The sequence below is a fragment of the Kitasatospora sp. NPDC057940 genome, assembly GCF_042887425.1.
Taxonomy (GTDB): domain Bacteria; phylum Actinomycetota; class Actinomycetes; order Streptomycetales; family Streptomycetaceae; genus Kitasatospora.
The window spans coordinates 352,204-367,561 of record NZ_JBHVPH010000001.1 but is presented as its reverse complement, the minus strand read 5'-3'; the positions used below and the strand labels follow the sequence as shown (position 1 = coordinate 367,561).

General features: G+C 73.0%; 14 protein-coding genes. 8 read left to right on the top strand and 6 right to left on the bottom strand.

Annotation, left to right across the window (positions count from 1 at the left end; translation table 11 throughout):
• The first annotated feature begins 62 nt into the window (after nucleotides 1–62).
• From dnaJ to ACFVTF_RS01670, 3 genes are all read left to right on the top strand, one after another.
• A complete protein-coding gene (gene dnaJ, locus ACFVTF_RS01680; protein WP_387807713.1) occupies nucleotides 63–1,220 on the top strand; it encodes a molecular chaperone DnaJ in 1,158 nt (385 codons plus the stop codon).
• 7 nt (nucleotides 1,221–1,227) lie between these two features.
• A complete protein-coding gene (locus ACFVTF_RS01675; protein WP_371517936.1) occupies nucleotides 1,228–1,752 on the top strand; it encodes a heat shock protein transcriptional repressor HspR in 525 nt (174 codons plus the stop codon).
• A gap of 194 nt (nucleotides 1,753–1,946) precedes the next feature.
• Nucleotides 1,947–2,954 (top strand): hypothetical protein, encoded by a 1,008-nt coding sequence (locus ACFVTF_RS01670; RefSeq protein ID WP_387807710.1) that lies wholly within the window; start codon nucleotides 1,947–1,949, stop codon nucleotides 2,952–2,954.
• Nucleotides 2,955–2,972: 18 nt separating this feature from the next.
• Here the strand turns inward: ACFVTF_RS01670 and ACFVTF_RS01665 are convergent, their stop codons facing one another.
• The gene (locus ACFVTF_RS01665; protein ID WP_387807708.1) at nucleotides 2,973–3,149 is read right to left on the bottom strand and encodes a hypothetical protein; all 177 of its coding nucleotides are present in this window, start codon (nucleotides 3,147–3,149) and stop codon (nucleotides 2,973–2,975) included.
• 352 nt (nucleotides 3,150–3,501) lie between these two features.
• On the opposite strand from ACFVTF_RS01665, the gene ACFVTF_RS01660 reads away from it, so the two are divergent.
• Entirely contained in the window at nucleotides 3,502–4,128 is a 627-nt protein-coding gene (locus ACFVTF_RS01660; protein WP_063348539.1) for a hypothetical protein, read from the top strand.
• Between the two features lie 7 nt (nucleotides 4,129–4,135).
• Here the strand turns inward: ACFVTF_RS01660 and ACFVTF_RS01655 are convergent, their stop codons facing one another.
• The 4 genes from ACFVTF_RS01655 to ACFVTF_RS01640 all read right to left on the bottom strand — a co-directional run bounded on the left by ACFVTF_RS01655 (nucleotide 4,136) and on the right by ACFVTF_RS01640 (nucleotide 8,877).
• A complete protein-coding gene (locus ACFVTF_RS01655; protein WP_387807706.1) occupies nucleotides 4,136–5,113 on the bottom strand; it encodes a LuxR C-terminal-related transcriptional regulator in 978 nt (325 codons plus the stop codon).
• Nucleotides 5,113–6,102, bottom strand: a complete 990-nt coding sequence (locus ACFVTF_RS01650) for a LuxR C-terminal-related transcriptional regulator (protein ID WP_387807704.1) — start codon at nucleotides 6,100–6,102, stop codon at nucleotides 5,113–5,115. The genes ACFVTF_RS01655 and ACFVTF_RS01650 overlap by 1 nt, the downstream gene beginning before the upstream one ends.
• A gap of 84 nt (nucleotides 6,103–6,186) precedes the next feature.
• On the bottom strand, nucleotides 6,187–7,176 hold the full coding sequence (locus ACFVTF_RS01645; protein ID WP_387807701.1) for a LuxR C-terminal-related transcriptional regulator: 990 nt from the start codon (nucleotides 7,174–7,176) through the stop codon (nucleotides 6,187–6,189).
• A gap of 579 nt (nucleotides 7,177–7,755) precedes the next feature.
• Entirely contained in the window at nucleotides 7,756–8,877 is a 1,122-nt protein-coding gene (locus ACFVTF_RS01640; protein WP_387807698.1) for a TDT family transporter, read from the bottom strand.
• A gap of 70 nt (nucleotides 8,878–8,947) precedes the next feature.
• Here ACFVTF_RS01640 and ACFVTF_RS01635 point away from each other — a divergent pair, with 70 nt between their 5' ends.
• From ACFVTF_RS01635 to ACFVTF_RS01620, 4 genes are all read left to right on the top strand, one after another.
• Nucleotides 8,948–9,916 (top strand): LysR family transcriptional regulator, encoded by a 969-nt coding sequence (locus tag ACFVTF_RS01635; RefSeq protein WP_387807695.1) that lies wholly within the window; start codon nucleotides 8,948–8,950, stop codon nucleotides 9,914–9,916.
• Between the two features lie 80 nt (nucleotides 9,917–9,996).
• Nucleotides 9,997–12,603 (top strand): ATP-dependent chaperone ClpB, encoded by a 2,607-nt coding sequence (gene clpB / locus ACFVTF_RS01630; protein ID WP_387807693.1) that lies wholly within the window; start codon nucleotides 9,997–9,999, stop codon nucleotides 12,601–12,603.
• 312 nt (nucleotides 12,604–12,915) lie between these two features.
• Nucleotides 12,916–13,473 (top strand): YbjN domain-containing protein, encoded by a 558-nt coding sequence (locus tag ACFVTF_RS01625; RefSeq protein WP_063348532.1) that lies wholly within the window; start codon nucleotides 12,916–12,918, stop codon nucleotides 13,471–13,473.
• Between the two features lie 119 nt (nucleotides 13,474–13,592).
• Nucleotides 13,593–14,753: a pyridoxal phosphate-dependent aminotransferase gene (locus tag ACFVTF_RS01620; protein ID WP_387807690.1), complete on the top strand. Its 1,161-nt coding sequence runs from the start codon at nucleotides 13,593–13,595 to the stop codon at nucleotides 14,751–14,753.
• Here ACFVTF_RS01620 and ACFVTF_RS01615 read toward each other — a convergent pair.
• Entirely contained in the window at nucleotides 14,733–15,347 is a 615-nt protein-coding gene (locus ACFVTF_RS01615) for a TetR/AcrR family transcriptional regulator (RefSeq protein WP_387807687.1), read from the bottom strand. The two genes, ACFVTF_RS01620 and ACFVTF_RS01615, sit on opposite strands and share 21 nt — an antisense overlap.
• Nucleotides 15,348–15,358 lie beyond the last annotated feature (11 nt).

The following is a 15,358-nucleotide window of genomic DNA, read 5'->3' as shown; positions in this document are numbered from 1 at the left end:
GGACGAATCGCCGAAAGGCGCGTGTTGCGCGGGGCGGCTGCCGAGCGGAGCGAGGTGGACGCATGAGTGGCAAGGACTACGTGGAGAAGGACTACTACAAGGTCCTCGGCGTGCCCAAGGACGCCACCGCCGCCGAGATCAAGAAGACCTACCGCAAGCTCGCGCGCGAGTTCCACCCGGACGCCAACAAGGGCGACGCCAAGGCCGAAGAGCGTTTCAAGGACATCTCCGAGGCCTACGACGTCCTGTCCGACGAGAAGCGCCGCAAGGAGTACGACGAGGCCCGCAGCCTCTTCGCCAACGGCGGCTTCCGGGCCGGCGGCCCCGGCCAGGGCAACGGCAGCTACAACTTCGACTTCGGCGACCTCTTCAGCGGCAGCCAGAACACCGGCAGCGGCGGGCTCGGCGACGTCTTCGGCGGGCTCTTCAACCGCGGCGGCGGCCGGCAGGCCCAGCCCCGGCGCGGCGCCGACGTCGAGACCGAGGTGACCCTCGCCTTCGACGAGGCCGTCGACGGTGCGACCGTCCCGCTGCGGATGACCAGCCAGGCCCCCTGCCGCACCTGCAACGGCACCGGTGCCAAGTCCGGCACCACCCCGCGGGTCTGCCCGACCTGCGTCGGCGCCGGCACCGTCAGCCGCGGCCAGGGCGCGTTCGCGCTCTCCGAGCCGTGCAAGGACTGCCGCGGGCGCGGCATGATCGTCGACGACCCGTGCGTCGACTGCCACGGCAGCGGCCGGGCCAGCTCCGCCCACACCATGCAGGTCCGCATCCCGGCCGGCGTCCAGGACGCCCAGCGCATCCGGCTCAAGGGCAAGGGCGCCCAGGGCGAACGCGGCGGACAGCCCGGCGACCTCTACGTCACCGTGCACGTCGGCCCGCACCCCGTCTTCGGGCGCAAGGGGGACAACCTCACCGTCACCGTCCCCGTCACCTTCCCCGAGGCCACCCTCGGCGCCACCATCGAGGTGCCCACGCTGAACGGGCCGGCCGTGAAGCTGAAGCTGCCCCCCGGCAGCGCCAACGGCCTCACCATGCGCGCCCGCGGCAAGGGTGCCACCCGCAAGGACGGCACCCGCGGCGACCTCCTCGTCACCATCGAGGTCGTGGTGCCGCGGCACGTCGCCGGGGACGCGCTGAACGCCCTGGAGCAGTACCGCGAGGCCACCGCCTCCGACGACCCACGAGCCGCCCTGTTCCGGGCGGCGAAGGGAGCGTGACGACCAGATGATCCCCGACAGCCCCATCGGCCCCGGCATCGGCGAAGGCCTGCCCGGCATCGGCTCCGGCCTGCCCGGCGACGGCCGCCGCACCCGGCGGCCCGCCGCCCCGCCGCAGTACGTCCTCACCGAGGACACCCCGGTGTACGTCATCTCCGTCGCCGCCGAGCTCTCCGGCCTGCACCCGCAGACCCTCCGCCAGTACGACCGCCTCGGTCTGGTCAGCCCCGACCGCACCGCCGGCCGGGGCCGCCGCTACTCCGCGCGCGACATCCAGCAGCTGCGCGAGGTCCAGCGGCTCTCCCAGGACGAGGGCATCAACCTGGCCGGCATCAAGCGGATCATCGAGCTGGAGAACCAGGTCACCGCGCTCCAGTCCCGCATCGGCGAACTGGTCGACTCGCTCGAAGGCGCCACCAGCGCCCTCCAGCAGCGCGAAGCCGCCGTCCACGCCTCCTACCGCCGCGACCTCGTCCCCTACCAGCCCCCCACCCAGTCCAGCGCCCTGGTCGTCTGGCGCCCCAAACGCTGAGACTTGGCTGAACACCTCCGGCCGCCGGCTCCCCTCCGCCCGGGGGGTGCCGGCGGCTTGATCGTGGTGAGAGAGTGCTGTCGAACAAATCTGGCCGCCCTCACCGATGCCACCCGATCTGGCATGCTGCACTGCGATTCCGGTATTGGTGCCCGGCAGGTAGTGCAGACACGGCCACGGCAAGGAGCCCGCAGATGAGTGGACGAGAACAGCCCGGCACCGCCGCGATTGGGCCCTCCGTCCTCTCGAAAGAAGCGCGGGAGTTGTATCTGGCGGTCATCCGCGAGAACGGACGGCTCCCGAAGGACTCCGACCTCGCCAAGGCGGGCGGGGCCCAGGAGGAGTTGGTGGCCATAGGCCTGCTGGTCGCCGACACCGACGAACCCGGTGTCCTGGTCGCGGTCGACCCCCAGCAGCTGTCCGAGAGCCTCTCCGTGACCTGGCAGCGCCAGGCGCTCGACCTGCTCACCCGCGCGTCGGCCCTCGCCACCGACCTCCACGACCTGACGGCCGCCTACCACTCACCGGAGCAGGCCGGCGGCGCGATCGAGTACGTGCGGGGGAAGGTGCTGATCAACCAGCGGGTGCAGCAGATCGTCGCCAGCGCCTCGGAGGAGATCCTCGCCGCCCAACCGGGCGGGCCGCGCCCGTCGGAGGCGCTCACCGGCATCCTCACCCGCGACCTCGAAGCCCTCCGCCTGGGCATCACGCTCAGGACGATCTACCATCCGAGCACCCGGTACCACGCTCCCACCAGGGAGTACGTGGCCACGATAACCAAGGCCGGCGGACGGTTCCGGACGCTGGAAGAGCCCTACACGCGATTGATCGTCATCGATCGCCGAATCGCGGTCATCCCCATCGCCGAGGACCTCAACCTGGCCGCCTTCGTGCACGACCGGGCCGTCATCAGCTACCTGATCAGCGAGATCTTCGAGCGGAACTGGAGCCGGGCGCTGGACTTCGACGGCGCGCGCGCCGTTCCGCAGCAGGTGGTCTCCGGGATGCGGCAGACGATCATCGACCTCATGCTCGAAGGCGTGAACCACCGGGTGATCGCCCGCAGACTCGGCATCAGTGAAAGGACGCTCGCGCGGCACCTGGCCGAGATGCGCGACGAGCACAATGTCGAGTCACTCTTCCAACTCGGTTACGCATTGGCCAGGAACAGCGTTCCGACCGACTCCGACAGCTATCACTGACCAAGCGTCGCGGCGGTCTCAGTTCCAGATCGTGTCATTGGCCAGCGCCATGGTCTTCAGCGCTGCCGCATCGTGGGAAACCCCGATGTTCCAGATCGTGTCGTCGGCGGGACTCGAACCGCTGCTGATGAAAAGCGCCAGACCCACAACGACTGGAACCAGGACAAACCGCACCACCCGGCGTATCCGAGACATGGTGCCCCCTCTCTTTGTTTAAGACTTGACGCGGGTACCCAGCCATTGTTTCGAACAACCTGCCACATAATGCCGCAAGCCCATGCCGGAAGCCAGGGGGCCTGCTACCCCAGTGCGTCATCTCTCTGCCAGGCATCGAGATGACACCACGGCTCTGTGGACGGTGACGACGGTCGACAGAGACGATCAGTGCACTCCCCAACCCCTCTCGCGGGAGGGGGAAGACGGGGACACCACAAAGAACATGTCCATGACTAGTTCGTTTCGACCACAACGAATGCACAGCAGCATTCCGATAGTCACCACCCAACGGGGCGATCGGCCTGGTTGGCACCTATCCCCGGAGTCGACAATGAGTGAGCCCTACCTGCGAGAGCACGCCGGACAGACCCCCGAGGGCCGGCGTGCGCGTGTGTTCCTGGCCGCGCCGCTGATGCGGCTGACCGGGCCCGCGGACAGTGTGGTGACGCTCGCCAGCCGGACGCGGCTGACGACGCTCCGTACCACCCTGCTCCGCAGCGGTGCCGCCGTGTACAGCGCGCACCACAGTGACGCCTGGACCGTCGCCGGGCAGGCGCCGGAGCCCCGGGTGCCGTCCGACTTCCGGGCCCTGCAGTCCGCGGACCTCGTGTTCGCCTACGTCGGGGCGCCGCTGTCGGCCGGGGTGAGCCTGGAGCTGGGGTGGGCGTCGGCGCTGCGGAAGCCGATCGTCCTCCTCGTCGACGAGGCCATCACGCACAACCCGCTGATCGCCACCATCGAGCAGGTCGCCCCCGTCCTGCCGCTGGTCTTCGACGACACCTGGTCGCAGGAGGCCCTCAACCACACCGTGGAGACCGCGCTCGACTGGGCCGGCATGGCGCTGTCCCTGCGCGAGGGCTTCTGGACCGCCCCCGGTGAGCAGTTCAACGTCCCCCGGCAGCAGCCCCCCGTCGTCGGCCGGGCCGGCTACTGGCCGACCAGCGCCGCCACCGGCTGAACAGCGCTCACCCATCGGGCTCCCCCGTCCGGGCGCCCCGCAGCTGCCAGCCCAGCTGGAACAGCGTCTCCGCGTCGTGCAGTTCGCGCAGCCGGGCGATGTGGCCGGCCACCGTCCGCTCGCTGAGGCCGAGGCGGCCAGCGATGGCGCGCTGGGTGAGGCCCTGGGCGAGGAGCCGACCGACCTGCTCGTGGGCCGTCGACTCGGGAGCGGACGACTCGTCGGCGCTCCAGAGGAGGCGGCCCGAGCGGGCCCAGTCCCGTTCGAACACGGCCAGGAAGTGGTCGACGGTCGCCGGGTCCTCGATGAAGGTCGCGCTCCGGAGGTCGTCGGCGGACTGGAGCACGGCGATCCGGCGGTCGAAGATGTGCAGGTGGCGGAACGGCTCGGCCAGGACCCGGAAGCGGGCGCCCAGTTCGGTGCCGCGGGCGGTGTGATCGGCGGTCGCCTGGTCCCGGACGGCGCCGGGGGCGTAGATCACCCGGATCCGGCCGCCCCGGCCGCAGAACCGGCCGATCCGTTCCAGGGCCTCCTCCAGCTGGTGGGCGTGGCGGGGCCGGCCGGGCTGGGCGACGAGGATCTCCTGGCGGCAGTCCGCCTCCACCTCGGTGAACCGCCGGATGACCGCGCCGAGGCCCTGGACGTGATGCACCGTACCGGCGCGGTCGGTCGGGCGCGGGGCCGTGTCGTAGGCCTTGGTCAGGTCGTCGAGGGCCTGCGGGAGTTGGGCCGCCTGGACGAGCAGCCGGGTGCCTTCGGCCCGGAGCTCGGCACTGATCCGGTCGCCGACCGTCCGCGGGTCGACGGCGGTGCAGACGTCGGATTCGGGCCCGGCGAGCAGCAGCCCGAGCGCGAGCAGGTGGTCCAGGGCGGGCCGGTCGGCGTCGGCCGCCTCGGCCCGGTCGATCCAGCCGCCGCGCCGGAGGATGCGCAGGTACAGGTCGTGTGCGGCCTGGTCGGGCCGCTCGGCGCCGCGCCCGTGCATCACGGCACCCGCCGACGGGCGGCGTCGGCCGCCGACCGGAGCTGCCAGCCGAGTTGGAAGAGCGTCTCGGCGTCGTGCAGTTCGCGCAGCCGGGCGATGTGGCCGGCCACCGTGCGTTCGCTCAGGCCGAGGCGGGTGGCGATGGCGCGCTGGGTGAGGCCCTGGGCGAGGAAACGGCCGACCTGGTCGGGCAGGGAGTCGGCCGGTTCGGGGGCTTCCGGGCCACGGGACCAGCGGACCCGGGTGGCGCGCTGCCAGTCGCGTTCGAAGGCGTCGGCCATGAAGTCGACCACCACCGGGTCCTCGACGAAGGCCGCGCGGCTGTGGTCGGACGCGGCGGGGATGACGGCCACCTTCCGGTCGTAGATCAGGACCCGCCGGAACGGCTCGCCCAGCACCCGGTAGCGGCAGCCGATCTCGGCGGACGCGGCGGCGAAGGCGGCGGTCGCCGGGTCCGCGGCCGCCGCCGGCTCGTAGATGCCCCGGACGGTGCCGCCGCGCTCGGCCAGTCGCCGCATCCGGTCGAGGGCGTCCGGGAGCCCCTCGACGGGCCGGGCACCGCCGGGCTGGGCGGACAGCATCTCCTGCGAGCACTCGGCGTCGAGTTGGGCCAGGCGCAGGCGGATCTGTTCGAAGCCGTGCACGTACGTGACGTCGACGGAGCACTCGGGGTGGCGCGGCGTGACGTCGAAGGCCTGCGCCAACTCGGCGAACTGCTCGGGCACTTCGTCCGCCCTGGCCAGCAGTTCGCCGCCCACGGACCGCAGTTCGGAGCCGATCCGGCCGATGACGACACGCGGGTTCACCGCGGCGTAGGCCGCGTCCTCGATCCGCGGGACGACCAGTCCGAGGTCGAGCAACCGCCCCAGGACCGGTTCGTCACCCGGAGCCAGGTCGGCCGCCCGGAGGATGCCGCCGTTGCCGACGACCGCGAGGTACAGCGCCCGGGCGGCGGCGTCGGGCAGGGGGGAGGTCGACGGGTCGGTCACGGGGATCCCCCCGGAGCTGCCCGCCGAGGTGGAAGCGGGCGCGGGACGGGCCGGTCGGCCGGGGCCCGCCCGGCGGGGCCGGGTTCAGCGGTCATCGCGGGCGCCTCTCATCAGCCAGCCGAGTTGGAAGAGGGTCTGGGCGCCGTGGCGGTCGCGGAGGCGGGAGATGTGGGCGGCGACGGTGCGTTCGCTGAGGCCGAGGCGGGTGGCGACGGCGCGCTGGGTGAGGCCTCGGGCGAGGAGCCGGCCGACCCGGTCGGGGATGGTGCGGGTGGGGCCGAGGGCGGCGGAGGTTTCGGCGGTTTCGGCGCGGGCCCAGTCGCGTTCGAAGGCGCCGACCAGGAAGGTGATGGCGGCCGGGTCGGTGATGAAGGCGGCGGTGCTGTTGTCGTCGTTGGCGGAGATCACGGCGACGGTGCGGTCGAAGACGAGCAGCCGCTGGAACGGTTCGTCGAGGACACGGATGAGGGAGCCGCGCTGGGTGACCTCTTCGACGTAGGCGAGGGCGGGCGGGTCGGCGAGGGCGACGGGCTGGTAGATGGTGCGCAGGGAGCAGCCGCGCTGGAGCAGGTGGACGTCCTGGAGGAGGGCGACTTGCAGGCTGCTGGCGGGGCGGTGGCCGGGTTGGGCGGCGAGGACTTCGGAGCGGCAGTCGGAGGCGAGCTGGGAGATCCGCTGGCGGATGTGGACGTGGCCCTCGACGTGGACGGCGCCGCCGGCCCGGCCGGAGGGCCGGGGCATCGCGTCGTAGGCGCGGGTCAGGCCGTCGAGGGCGCCCGGGAGGTTCTCCGCGCGGACCAGCAGCCTGGTCGCCTCGCTGCGGAGTTCGGCGCCCAGGCGGTCGGTGACGGAGCGTGGGCTGACGGCGGTGTAGCAGTGGTCCATCGGGTTGGCGATGAGCAGGCCGAGGTCGACGAGCTGCTGGAGCGCGGCCTGGCCGGTGTCCTGGGTGTCGGTGAACGGGATGCGGCCGCCCCGGGCGAGGATCGCCAGGTACAGCTGCCGGGCGGCCTCGTCGGGTTCCTCGCCCGGTGGCTGTCCGTGCTGCGGCGCGACCGCCGGTTCCGCCGTCACGTCGCACACTCCCTGCCGGATGCTTCTCCCTCGTCGCCGCGCCCGCGCCGTCGGGCGCGGGGCTCGGCGGTCACGGTACCGGGCTCGACGTCGGCCCCCGGGGCCCGGGTGCCGTCGCACTCCGGGGTGTCCTGGGGGCCGCCGTCGCCACGCCCGTGCCTAGGCGCTTCCGTCGAGGCGGAGCAGCAACGCCTCGTCGGCTCCGGTTCCGGGGGGCCATCACCACACATGGCGCCCCGACCGGCGCTCTCCCCCCGTTTCACGCGTGCGGGACGTTGCACCCGTGGTCAGTTCCGAAGAGCAAGTCGCCACCATCGGGCTGCGGTGCCCGGACGGCCTGGCGTGACTCCACCCTCACAGCGTGACGGCCGGTGAACAAGTGTCGCCCGAGTGCAGGTTCGCGCAATTGCAGCTATCTGCACGAGAAGTGCGGCGGGAGGGGTCGAGCGGCGGGCCGGGTTCCGGTAAAGGCCGAGGCCAGCGCGGTGACCGGGCGGTGACCGCCCGTACGGTCGGTCGGCCGTGCGCGGTCGGGCCGCGGGTGCGGGTTCCTGCAACGGCGGCGGGCCGCGGGAGGGGTCAGGCACGCCCCAGCAGGCGTCCCCGGGCGAGCCCGGCGGCGGTCCCGCCGGCGGCGAGCACCCAGGCGGTGGCCAGCAGCAGGTAGAGCCCGGTGGCGATCGCGGTGAAGCCGCCGAACCCGGTGTGCCGGGCGAGCGCGGAGGCGCCGGTGACGCAGGTGCCGATCGGGAAGGTGTACGCCCACCAGGTCATCGCGAACGGCATGCCGGCCCGGCGGGCGCGCAGGTTGGCGGTGAGCGCGACGGCCAGCCAGAGCATCGCGACGCCGAGCACCGCGACGCCGTACAGCTCGGCGAAGGGGAGCATGGCGGGGGCCAGCGCGGGCAGCACCGGGCGGGCGGCGTCGGCGAGTTGGTGGACGGCGGTGACGGACTGGCCGAGCGGGCCGAGCACCAGGAACAGCGAGGGGGTGAGCACCAGGGTGGGCAGCTTGCTGTGGAACAGCCCGGTGAAGACCACCGGCAGCAGCACCAGGGTGGCCAGCAGGCCGATACCGAAGAGGGCCCAGCAGGCGTACAGCATGGCCTGCTGCGGCAGCCCGGCCGGCAGGTGCGGGATGAGGGCCGGGCCGGTGGCGGAGGCGACCAGCGGGGCGACCACCGGCAGCAGCCAGGTCGGGTTGGCCTCCAGGGCGGAGACCGGGTGCCGGGTGATCATCAGGTATGGGATGCCGCCGGCGACGGCCAGCGCGTACAGGGTGCCGACGCCCCACAGCACGGCGTCGACGGCGACCGCGGGGCCGGTGCCGATCACCCGGGAGCCGAGCAGCAGGGTGCCGAGGCCGACCGAGAGCAGCGCCATCGGCGGGCAGCCGTAGAAGACGGCGGTGGCCGGGTTGTCCAGCAGCTGGGTGCGGGCGGCCTCGCGGTGCCGGGTGAGGTGGACCAGCCGGGCCGCGACCAGCACCAGCAGGGCGGCGAGTCCGAGCGCCCACATCACCTCGCCGAAGCCGATCAGCCCGGGCAGCCGGAGCGGCAGGACGGCCGCGCCGTTGCCCAGGATGGCGGTGCCCATGACGGCGGCGTACCAGTTGGGGCCGAGCTGGGCGAGGTCGAGGCGGGCACGCAGCGAGGTACGGGAGGGGCGGGTGAGCGGGCGGGCATCGGCCAAGGTGGACATGGTTCCACCGTGCCGCCCCGGGCCGGGCTCCGGTAGCGCCGCGGGCTCTATGAGGACATAGCCTGGACCTATGGCCCTCTCCCCCCGCGTCCCCGAGCTCGGCGCCCTGGAACTGCTGCTCGCGGTGGCCCGGCTGGGCAGCGTCGGGCGGGCCGCGGCCGAACTGGGCGTGAGCCAGCCGACCGCCAGCGCGCGGATCAAGGGCATGGAGCGGCAGATCGGCGTCCCGCTGCTGGAGCGCTCGCCCCGGGGCAGCCGGCCGACCGAGGCGGGTCGGCTGGTGGTCGAGTGGGCCGGGCACGTGGTGGAGGCGGCGCAGGCGCTGGACGCCGGGATCGACGCACTGCGCGAGCGGCGGGACGCCAAGCTGCGGGTGGTGGCCAGCCTGACCGTCGCCGAGTACCTGATGCCGGGCTGGCTGCTGGCCCTGGCCGAGGCCAGTCCGGGCACGGCGGTGACGCTGCGGACGGCGAACTCGGCGGAGGTCGCCGGGCACGTGCTGGCCGGGGACGCCGACCTCGGCTTCGTCGAGGGCCCGTCCACCCCGCCCGGGCTGGCCGGCGCGGTGGTGGCGGCGGACCGGCTGGTGGTCGTGGTGGCGCCCGGCCACCCGTGGGCGCGCCGCCGGGCGCCGCTGACCGGGCCGGAGCTGGCCGCCACCCCGCTGGTGCTGCGCGAGTCGGGCTCGGGCACCCGGGAGGTGCTGGAGATGGCGCTGGCGCCGTACGGGGGCGCGGTGCGGCCCCGGCTGGAGCTGGCCTCGTCCACCGCGCTGAAGGCGGCGGCGATGACCGGGGCCGGGCCGGTCTGCCTGAGCGAGCTGGCGGTGATGGAGGAGCTGGCCGTCCGGCGGCTGGTGGCCGTGCCGCTGGCCGAGGGGCTGGACCTGCGGCGGCCGCTGCGCGCGGTGTGGCCCGCCGGGCAGCGGCCGAGCGGGCCGGCCCGGGAGCTGCTGGGGCTGACCCGCCAGGTGCCCCGGGCCCAGCGGCCGCCCCGCGCGGAACGGGTGGAGCGCACGGAACGCGCAGAACGGGCGTAAAAACTTGAGCGGAATAGACTCAACTTAGTGCATGCTTTACGTAGCAGCATTGAAGGACGACGAGGGAGGACCCCCCAGCAGTGGACGCCAGCAAGTTCACCACCAAGACGCAGGACGCCCTGTCCGCCGCGATCCGGCAGGCGGGCGCGGCCGGGAACCCGGACGTCAAGCCGGTGCACATCCTGATCGCCCTGCTGGAGCAGCCCGAGGGCATCGCCCGGCCGCTGCTGGAGGCGGTCGGGGCGGACGTCACCCGGATCGACGCCGAGGCCCGCCGCCAGCTGGCCGCCCTGCCCAGCGCGATGGGCTCGACGGTCGCCGCGCCGCAGCTCGCCCGGGACACCCTCGCGGTGCTCACCGAGGCCGGCAAGCGCGCCGACGACCTGGACGACCAGTACGTCTCCACCGAGCACCTGATGGTCGGCCTGGCCGCCGAGGGCGGGCCGGTCGCCGAACTGCTGACGCAGCAGGGCGCGACGGCGAAGGGCCTGCTCGCCGCGTTCAAGGACGTGCGCGGCAGCGGCCGGGTGACGTCTCCGGATCCGGAGGGCACCTACAAGGCGCTGGAGAAGTACGGCACCGACCTGACCCAGGCCGCCCGGGACGGCAAGCTCGACCCGGTGATCGGCCGGGACCAGGAGATCCGCCGGGTCGTCCAGGTGCTCTCCCGCCGGACCAAGAACAACCCGGTGCTGATCGGCGAGCCGGGCGTGGGCAAGACCGCGGTGGTCGAGGGCCTGGCCCAGCGCATCGTCGCCGGCGACGTGCCGGAGTCGCTGCGCGGCAAGCGGCTGGTCTCGCTGGACCTCAGCGCGATGGTCGCGGGCGCCAAGTACCGCGGCGAGTTCGAGGAGCGGCTGAAGGCCGTCCTGAACGACATCAAGCAGAGCGACGGCCAGGTCGTCACCTTCATCGACGAGCTGCACACCATGGTCGGCGCGGGCGCCGGCGGCGACTCCGCGATGGACGCCGGCAACATGCTCAAGCCGATGCTGGCCCGCGGCGAGCTGCGGATGGTCGGCGCCACCACGCTGGACGAGTACCGCGAGCGGATCGAGAAGGACCCGGCCCTGGAGCGCCGCTTCCAGCAGGTGCTGGTCGGCGAGCCCAGCGTGGAGGACTCGATCGCCATCCTGCGCGGCCTCAAGGGCCGCTACGAGGCGCACCACAAGGTGCAGATCGCGGACGCCGCGCTGGTCGCCGCGGCCACCCTGTCCAACCGCTACATCACCTCCCGCTTCCTGCCCGACAAGGCGATCGACCTGGTCGACGAGGCGGCCTCCCGGCTGCGGATGGAGATCGACTCCTCCCCGGTCGAGATCGACGAACTCCAGCGCTCCGTCGACCGGTTGAGGATGGAGGAGCTGGCCCTGGAGAAGGAGTCGGACGCCGCCTCGATCGACCGGCTGGCCCGGCTGCGGCGCGATCTCGCCGACAAGAACGAGCAGTTGAGCGCCCTGACCGCGCGCTGGGAGCAGGAGAAGAAGAGCCTCAACCGGGTCGGCGAGCTCAAGGAGCGGCTGGACGACCTGCACGGCGCGCTCGAACGGGCCCAGCGCGACGGGGACTTCGAGCGGGCGTCGAAGCTGATGTACGCGGAGATCCCGGCCGCCGAGGCCGAGCTCACCGAGGCCCAGGAGCGGGCGGCCGACCAGGACGCCTCCGCCTCGATGGTGAAGGAGGAGGTCGGCCCGGACGACGTGGCCGACGTGGTCGCCTCCTGGACGGGCATCCCGGCCGGCCGACTGCTGGAGGGCGAGAGCGCCAAACTCCTCCGCATGGAGGAGGAGTTGGGCCGGCGCCTGATCGGCCAGGCGGAGGCCGTGCGGGCGGTCTCGGACGCGGTGCGCCGCACCCGCTCCGGCATCGCCGACCCGGACCGCCCGACCGGCTCGTTCCTCTTCCTCGGCCCGACGGGCGTCGGCAAGACCGAACTCGCCAAAGCCCTGGCCGACTTCCTCTTCGACGACGAGCGGGCCATGGTCCGGATCGACATGAGCGAGTACGGCGAGAAGCACTCCGTCTCCCGCCTGGTCGGCGCCCCGCCCGGGTACATCGGCTACGAGGAGGGCGGCCAGCTCACCGAGGCGGTCCGCCGCCGCCCGTACAGCGTGGTGCTGCTGGACGAGGTGGAGAAGGCCCACCCGGAGGTCTTCGACGTCCTGCTCCAGGTGCTGGACGACGGCCGGCTCACCGACGGCCAGGGCCGCACGGTGGACTTCCGCAACGCGATCCTGATCCTCACCTCCAACCTGGGCAGTCAGTTCCTGGTCGACCCGGCCATCCCGGAGGACCGGAAGAAGGCCCTGGTGCTGGACTCCGTCCGGGCCGCGTTCAAGCCCGAGTTCCTCAACCGGCTGGACGACATCGTGGTCTTCGACCCGCTGGGCACCGCCGAGCTGAGCCGGATCGTCGACCTCCAGGTGGCCCGCCTCGGCGACCGGCTGCGCGAGCGGCGGCTCACCCTGGACGTCTCCGAGGCCGCCCGCGACTGGCTGGCCCTCACCGGTTACGACCCGGCGTACGGCGCCCGCCCGCTGCGCCGGCTGGTCCAGTCCGCGATCGGCGACCAGTTGGCCCGGGCCATCCTGTCCGGCCAGGTGCACGACGGGGACACCGTCCTGGTCGAGCGGGACGAGGAGGGCGACCGCCTCACCGTCCGCAGCCGCGGACTGCTGGAGAAGTAGCGGCACCGGCCCGGGCCGCCCGCACGACAGCGCGGGCGGCCCGGGCAACTCCCTTTCCGAACAGCACAGTTGACGGCACACTCGACTACGGTCGCACCCCGCCGCACCCCGCCGGAGCCCCGGCCGTGACGACCCTCCAACCGGACACGCTCCGTCACCATCACCGCTCACGGCGGGCGTCGGAGCGCCCCGGACGAAGATCGACGCGTGGCCGGGTGCCCCTGTGAGGCAGGCCCCGGATGAGGCAGGATGGGAAGTGGAAAGGGCGGCCTCTCATTGCCGGCCACCACGTGCACTGAGGAAGAGGACCCCATGAGCATCGACCCGTCGTCCATCCCGTCGTTCGGCGCGCCCCAGGGCGGCGGCCAGCCCGGCGACCAGGGGCGGCCGGCCGGCCCGCCGCCGATCATCGTCCCGGACCAGGGCCTGGTGACCCAGCTGCTGGACCAGATGCAGCTCAAGCACGTCGTGGACGAGGAGGGCGACCTCACCGCTCCCTGGGAGGGCTTCCGCGTCTACTACATGTTCCGCGGCGAGCAGAAGGAGCTCTTCGCGGTGCGCGCCTTCTACGACCGCGCGTACCCGCTGGAGAAGAAGGGCGAGATCCTCGACCTCATCGACGAGTGGAACCGCGAGACCCTCTGGCCCAAGGTCTACACCCACACCCACGAGGACGGCGTGGTCCGCCTGATCGGCGAGGCCCAGATGATCGTCGGCACCGGCGTCAACCTGGACTACTTCGTCACCACCACCGCCAACTGGACCCAGGCCGCCGTCGGCTTCGAGCAGTGGATCGTCGAGCGCCTCGGCCTGCAGAACGAGATCGAGGGCGAGGACGGCGAGACCCCCGAGGGCACCAACGAGGCGTGACCCTGCCCGCCCCGCGAGCGCACGGCCCGACCACTTGGCCCCAGGTGGTCGGGCCGTCCTTGTCCCCGGCCCCCGGCTGACCCAGGATGGGGCCGACGACGACGCGTGAGGAGCCACCGATGGGCAACAGGCCGCTGCTGAACCGCCGACTGGCCGGCATGGGGACGACCATCTTCGCCGAGATGTCGACCCTGGCCACGGCCACCGGCTCGATCAACCTCGGCCAGGGCTTCCCCGACACCGACGGCCCGGCTTCGGTGGCCCGGGCCGCTGCCGACGCCGTGCTGAGCGGGCGCGGCAACCAGTACCCGCCCGGCCCCGGCATCCCCGAGCTGCGGCAGGCCATCGCCGAGCACCAGCAGCGCTTCCACGGCCTCGGCTACGACCCGGACACCGAGGTGCTGGTCACCGCCGGCGCCACCGAGGCCATCGCCGCCACCCTGCTCGCACTGCTGGAGCCCGGTGACGAGGTGATCGCCCTCGAACCCTTCTACGACTCCTACGCCGCCTGCATCGCGATGGCCGGCGCCACCCGCCGCCCGCTCACCCTGCGCGCCCCGGACTTCCGCCCCGACCTGGACGAACTGCGCGCCCTGATCACCCCGCGCACCCGCCTGCTGCTGATCAACACCCCGCACAACCCGACCGGCACCGTGCTCACCGCCGACGAGCTGGCCGCCATCGCCGCCCTCGCCGTCGAGCACGACCTGCTGGTCGTCACCGACGAGGTCTACGAGCACCTCGTCTTCGGCGCCACCCACCACCCGATCGCCGCCCTGCCCGGCATGCGCGAGCGCACCGTCTCCATCTCCTCCGCCGGCAAGACCTTCTCCTTCACCGGCTGGAAGGTCGGCTGGGTCACCGCGGACCCGGCCCTGGTCACGGCCGTCCGCACGGCCAAGCAGTACCTCACCTACGTCAGCGCCGGCCCCTTCCAGTACGCCGTCGCCGAGGCGCTGCGGCTGCCCGACAGCTACTTCGACGGCTTCCGCGCCGACCTGCTCCGCAAGCGCGACCTGCTGGTCGACGGGCTCACCGCGGCCGGCTTCCGGGTGTTCACCCCCGAGGGCACGTACTTCATCACGACCGACATCACCCCGCTCGGCGAGAAGGACGGCATCGAGTTCTGCCGCGCCCTGCCGGAGCGCTGCGGCGTCGTCGCCATCCCGAACGCCGTCTTCTACGACAACACCGAGGCCGGCCGCAGCCTGGTCCGCTTCACCTTCTGCAAGCAGGACTCCGTGCTGGAGGAAGCGGTGTCACGGCTCCAGCGCCTCTGAGCCGTCGCCCGGCCGCCGCCCGAGGCCGGACAGGTGGGCGTTCAGGATCGCCCGGGCCTCGGGGGCGGTGAGGCGGCCGACGAGGACGTGCGTGGTGAGCCCGTCGGCAAGGGCCAGCAGCGTCTTCGCCTCCCGGGCGGCGTCCGGCCCGGCCGCCGGCGACGCCTCGGCGATCAGCCGGGCGAACAGGCCCTCCAGGGCGGCGTAGTCGGCGTTCAGCGGGCCCGCCAGCCGCTCGTCGACGGCGGCCTGCGCGACGAAGGCCAGCCAGACCCGCGCCTGGGAGCGCTGTCCGTCGCCGAGCAGCGCCACCTCGCCGGCCGCGTGTGCCAGGAGCGCGGCGGGCGAGGGCGCCGGGTCGTCGGCGGGGTACGCCCGGACCCGGGCGGTGATCCGCTCGCCGACGTAGCCGAGGGCGAAGCGGAGCATCTCGTCCTTGGTGCGGAAGCAGCGCTGGACGGCGCCGGTCGACACCTGCGCGCGGTCGGCCACGTCGCGCAGGGTCACCCCTTCCAGGCCGCGTTCGTCGGCGAGCCGGCAGACGGCCTCGGCGATCCGCCGGCGCCGGCCGTCGTGGTCCACCTGTCTGGGCACGGGCTCCCCCT

Bases quoted from the DNA above. Each gene is read 5' to 3' on its own strand.
- ACFVTF_RS01620 (WP_387807690.1), top strand. From the start codon at position 13,593: ATGGGCAACAGGCCGCTGCTGAACCGCCGACTGGCCGGCATGGGGACG.
- ACFVTF_RS01635 (WP_387807695.1), top strand. From the start codon at position 8,948: ATGGCCCTCTCCCCCCGCGTCCCCGAGCTCGGCGCCCTGGAACTGCTG.
- ACFVTF_RS01670 (WP_387807710.1), top strand. From the start codon at position 1,947: ATGAGTGGACGAGAACAGCCCGGCACCGCCGCGATTGGGCCCTCCGTC.
- dnaJ (WP_387807713.1), top strand. From the start codon at position 63: ATGAGTGGCAAGGACTACGTGGAGAAGGACTACTACAAGGTCCTCGGC.
- ACFVTF_RS01665 (WP_387807708.1), bottom strand. From the start codon at position 3,149: ATGTCTCGGATACGCCGGGTGGTGCGGTTTGTCCTGGTTCCAGTCGTT.
- ACFVTF_RS01675 (WP_371517936.1), top strand. From the start codon at position 1,228: ATGATCCCCGACAGCCCCATCGGCCCCGGCATCGGCGAAGGCCTGCCC.
- ACFVTF_RS01625 (WP_063348532.1), top strand. From the start codon at position 12,916: ATGAGCATCGACCCGTCGTCCATCCCGTCGTTCGGCGCGCCCCAGGGC.
- ACFVTF_RS01655 (WP_387807706.1), bottom strand. From the start codon at position 5,113: ATGCACGGGCGCGGCGCCGAGCGGCCCGACCAGGCCGCACACGACCTG.
- ACFVTF_RS01660 (WP_063348539.1), top strand. From the start codon at position 3,502: ATGAGTGAGCCCTACCTGCGAGAGCACGCCGGACAGACCCCCGAGGGC.
- ACFVTF_RS01640 (WP_387807698.1), bottom strand. From the start codon at position 8,877: ATGTCCACCTTGGCCGATGCCCGCCCGCTCACCCGCCCCTCCCGTACC.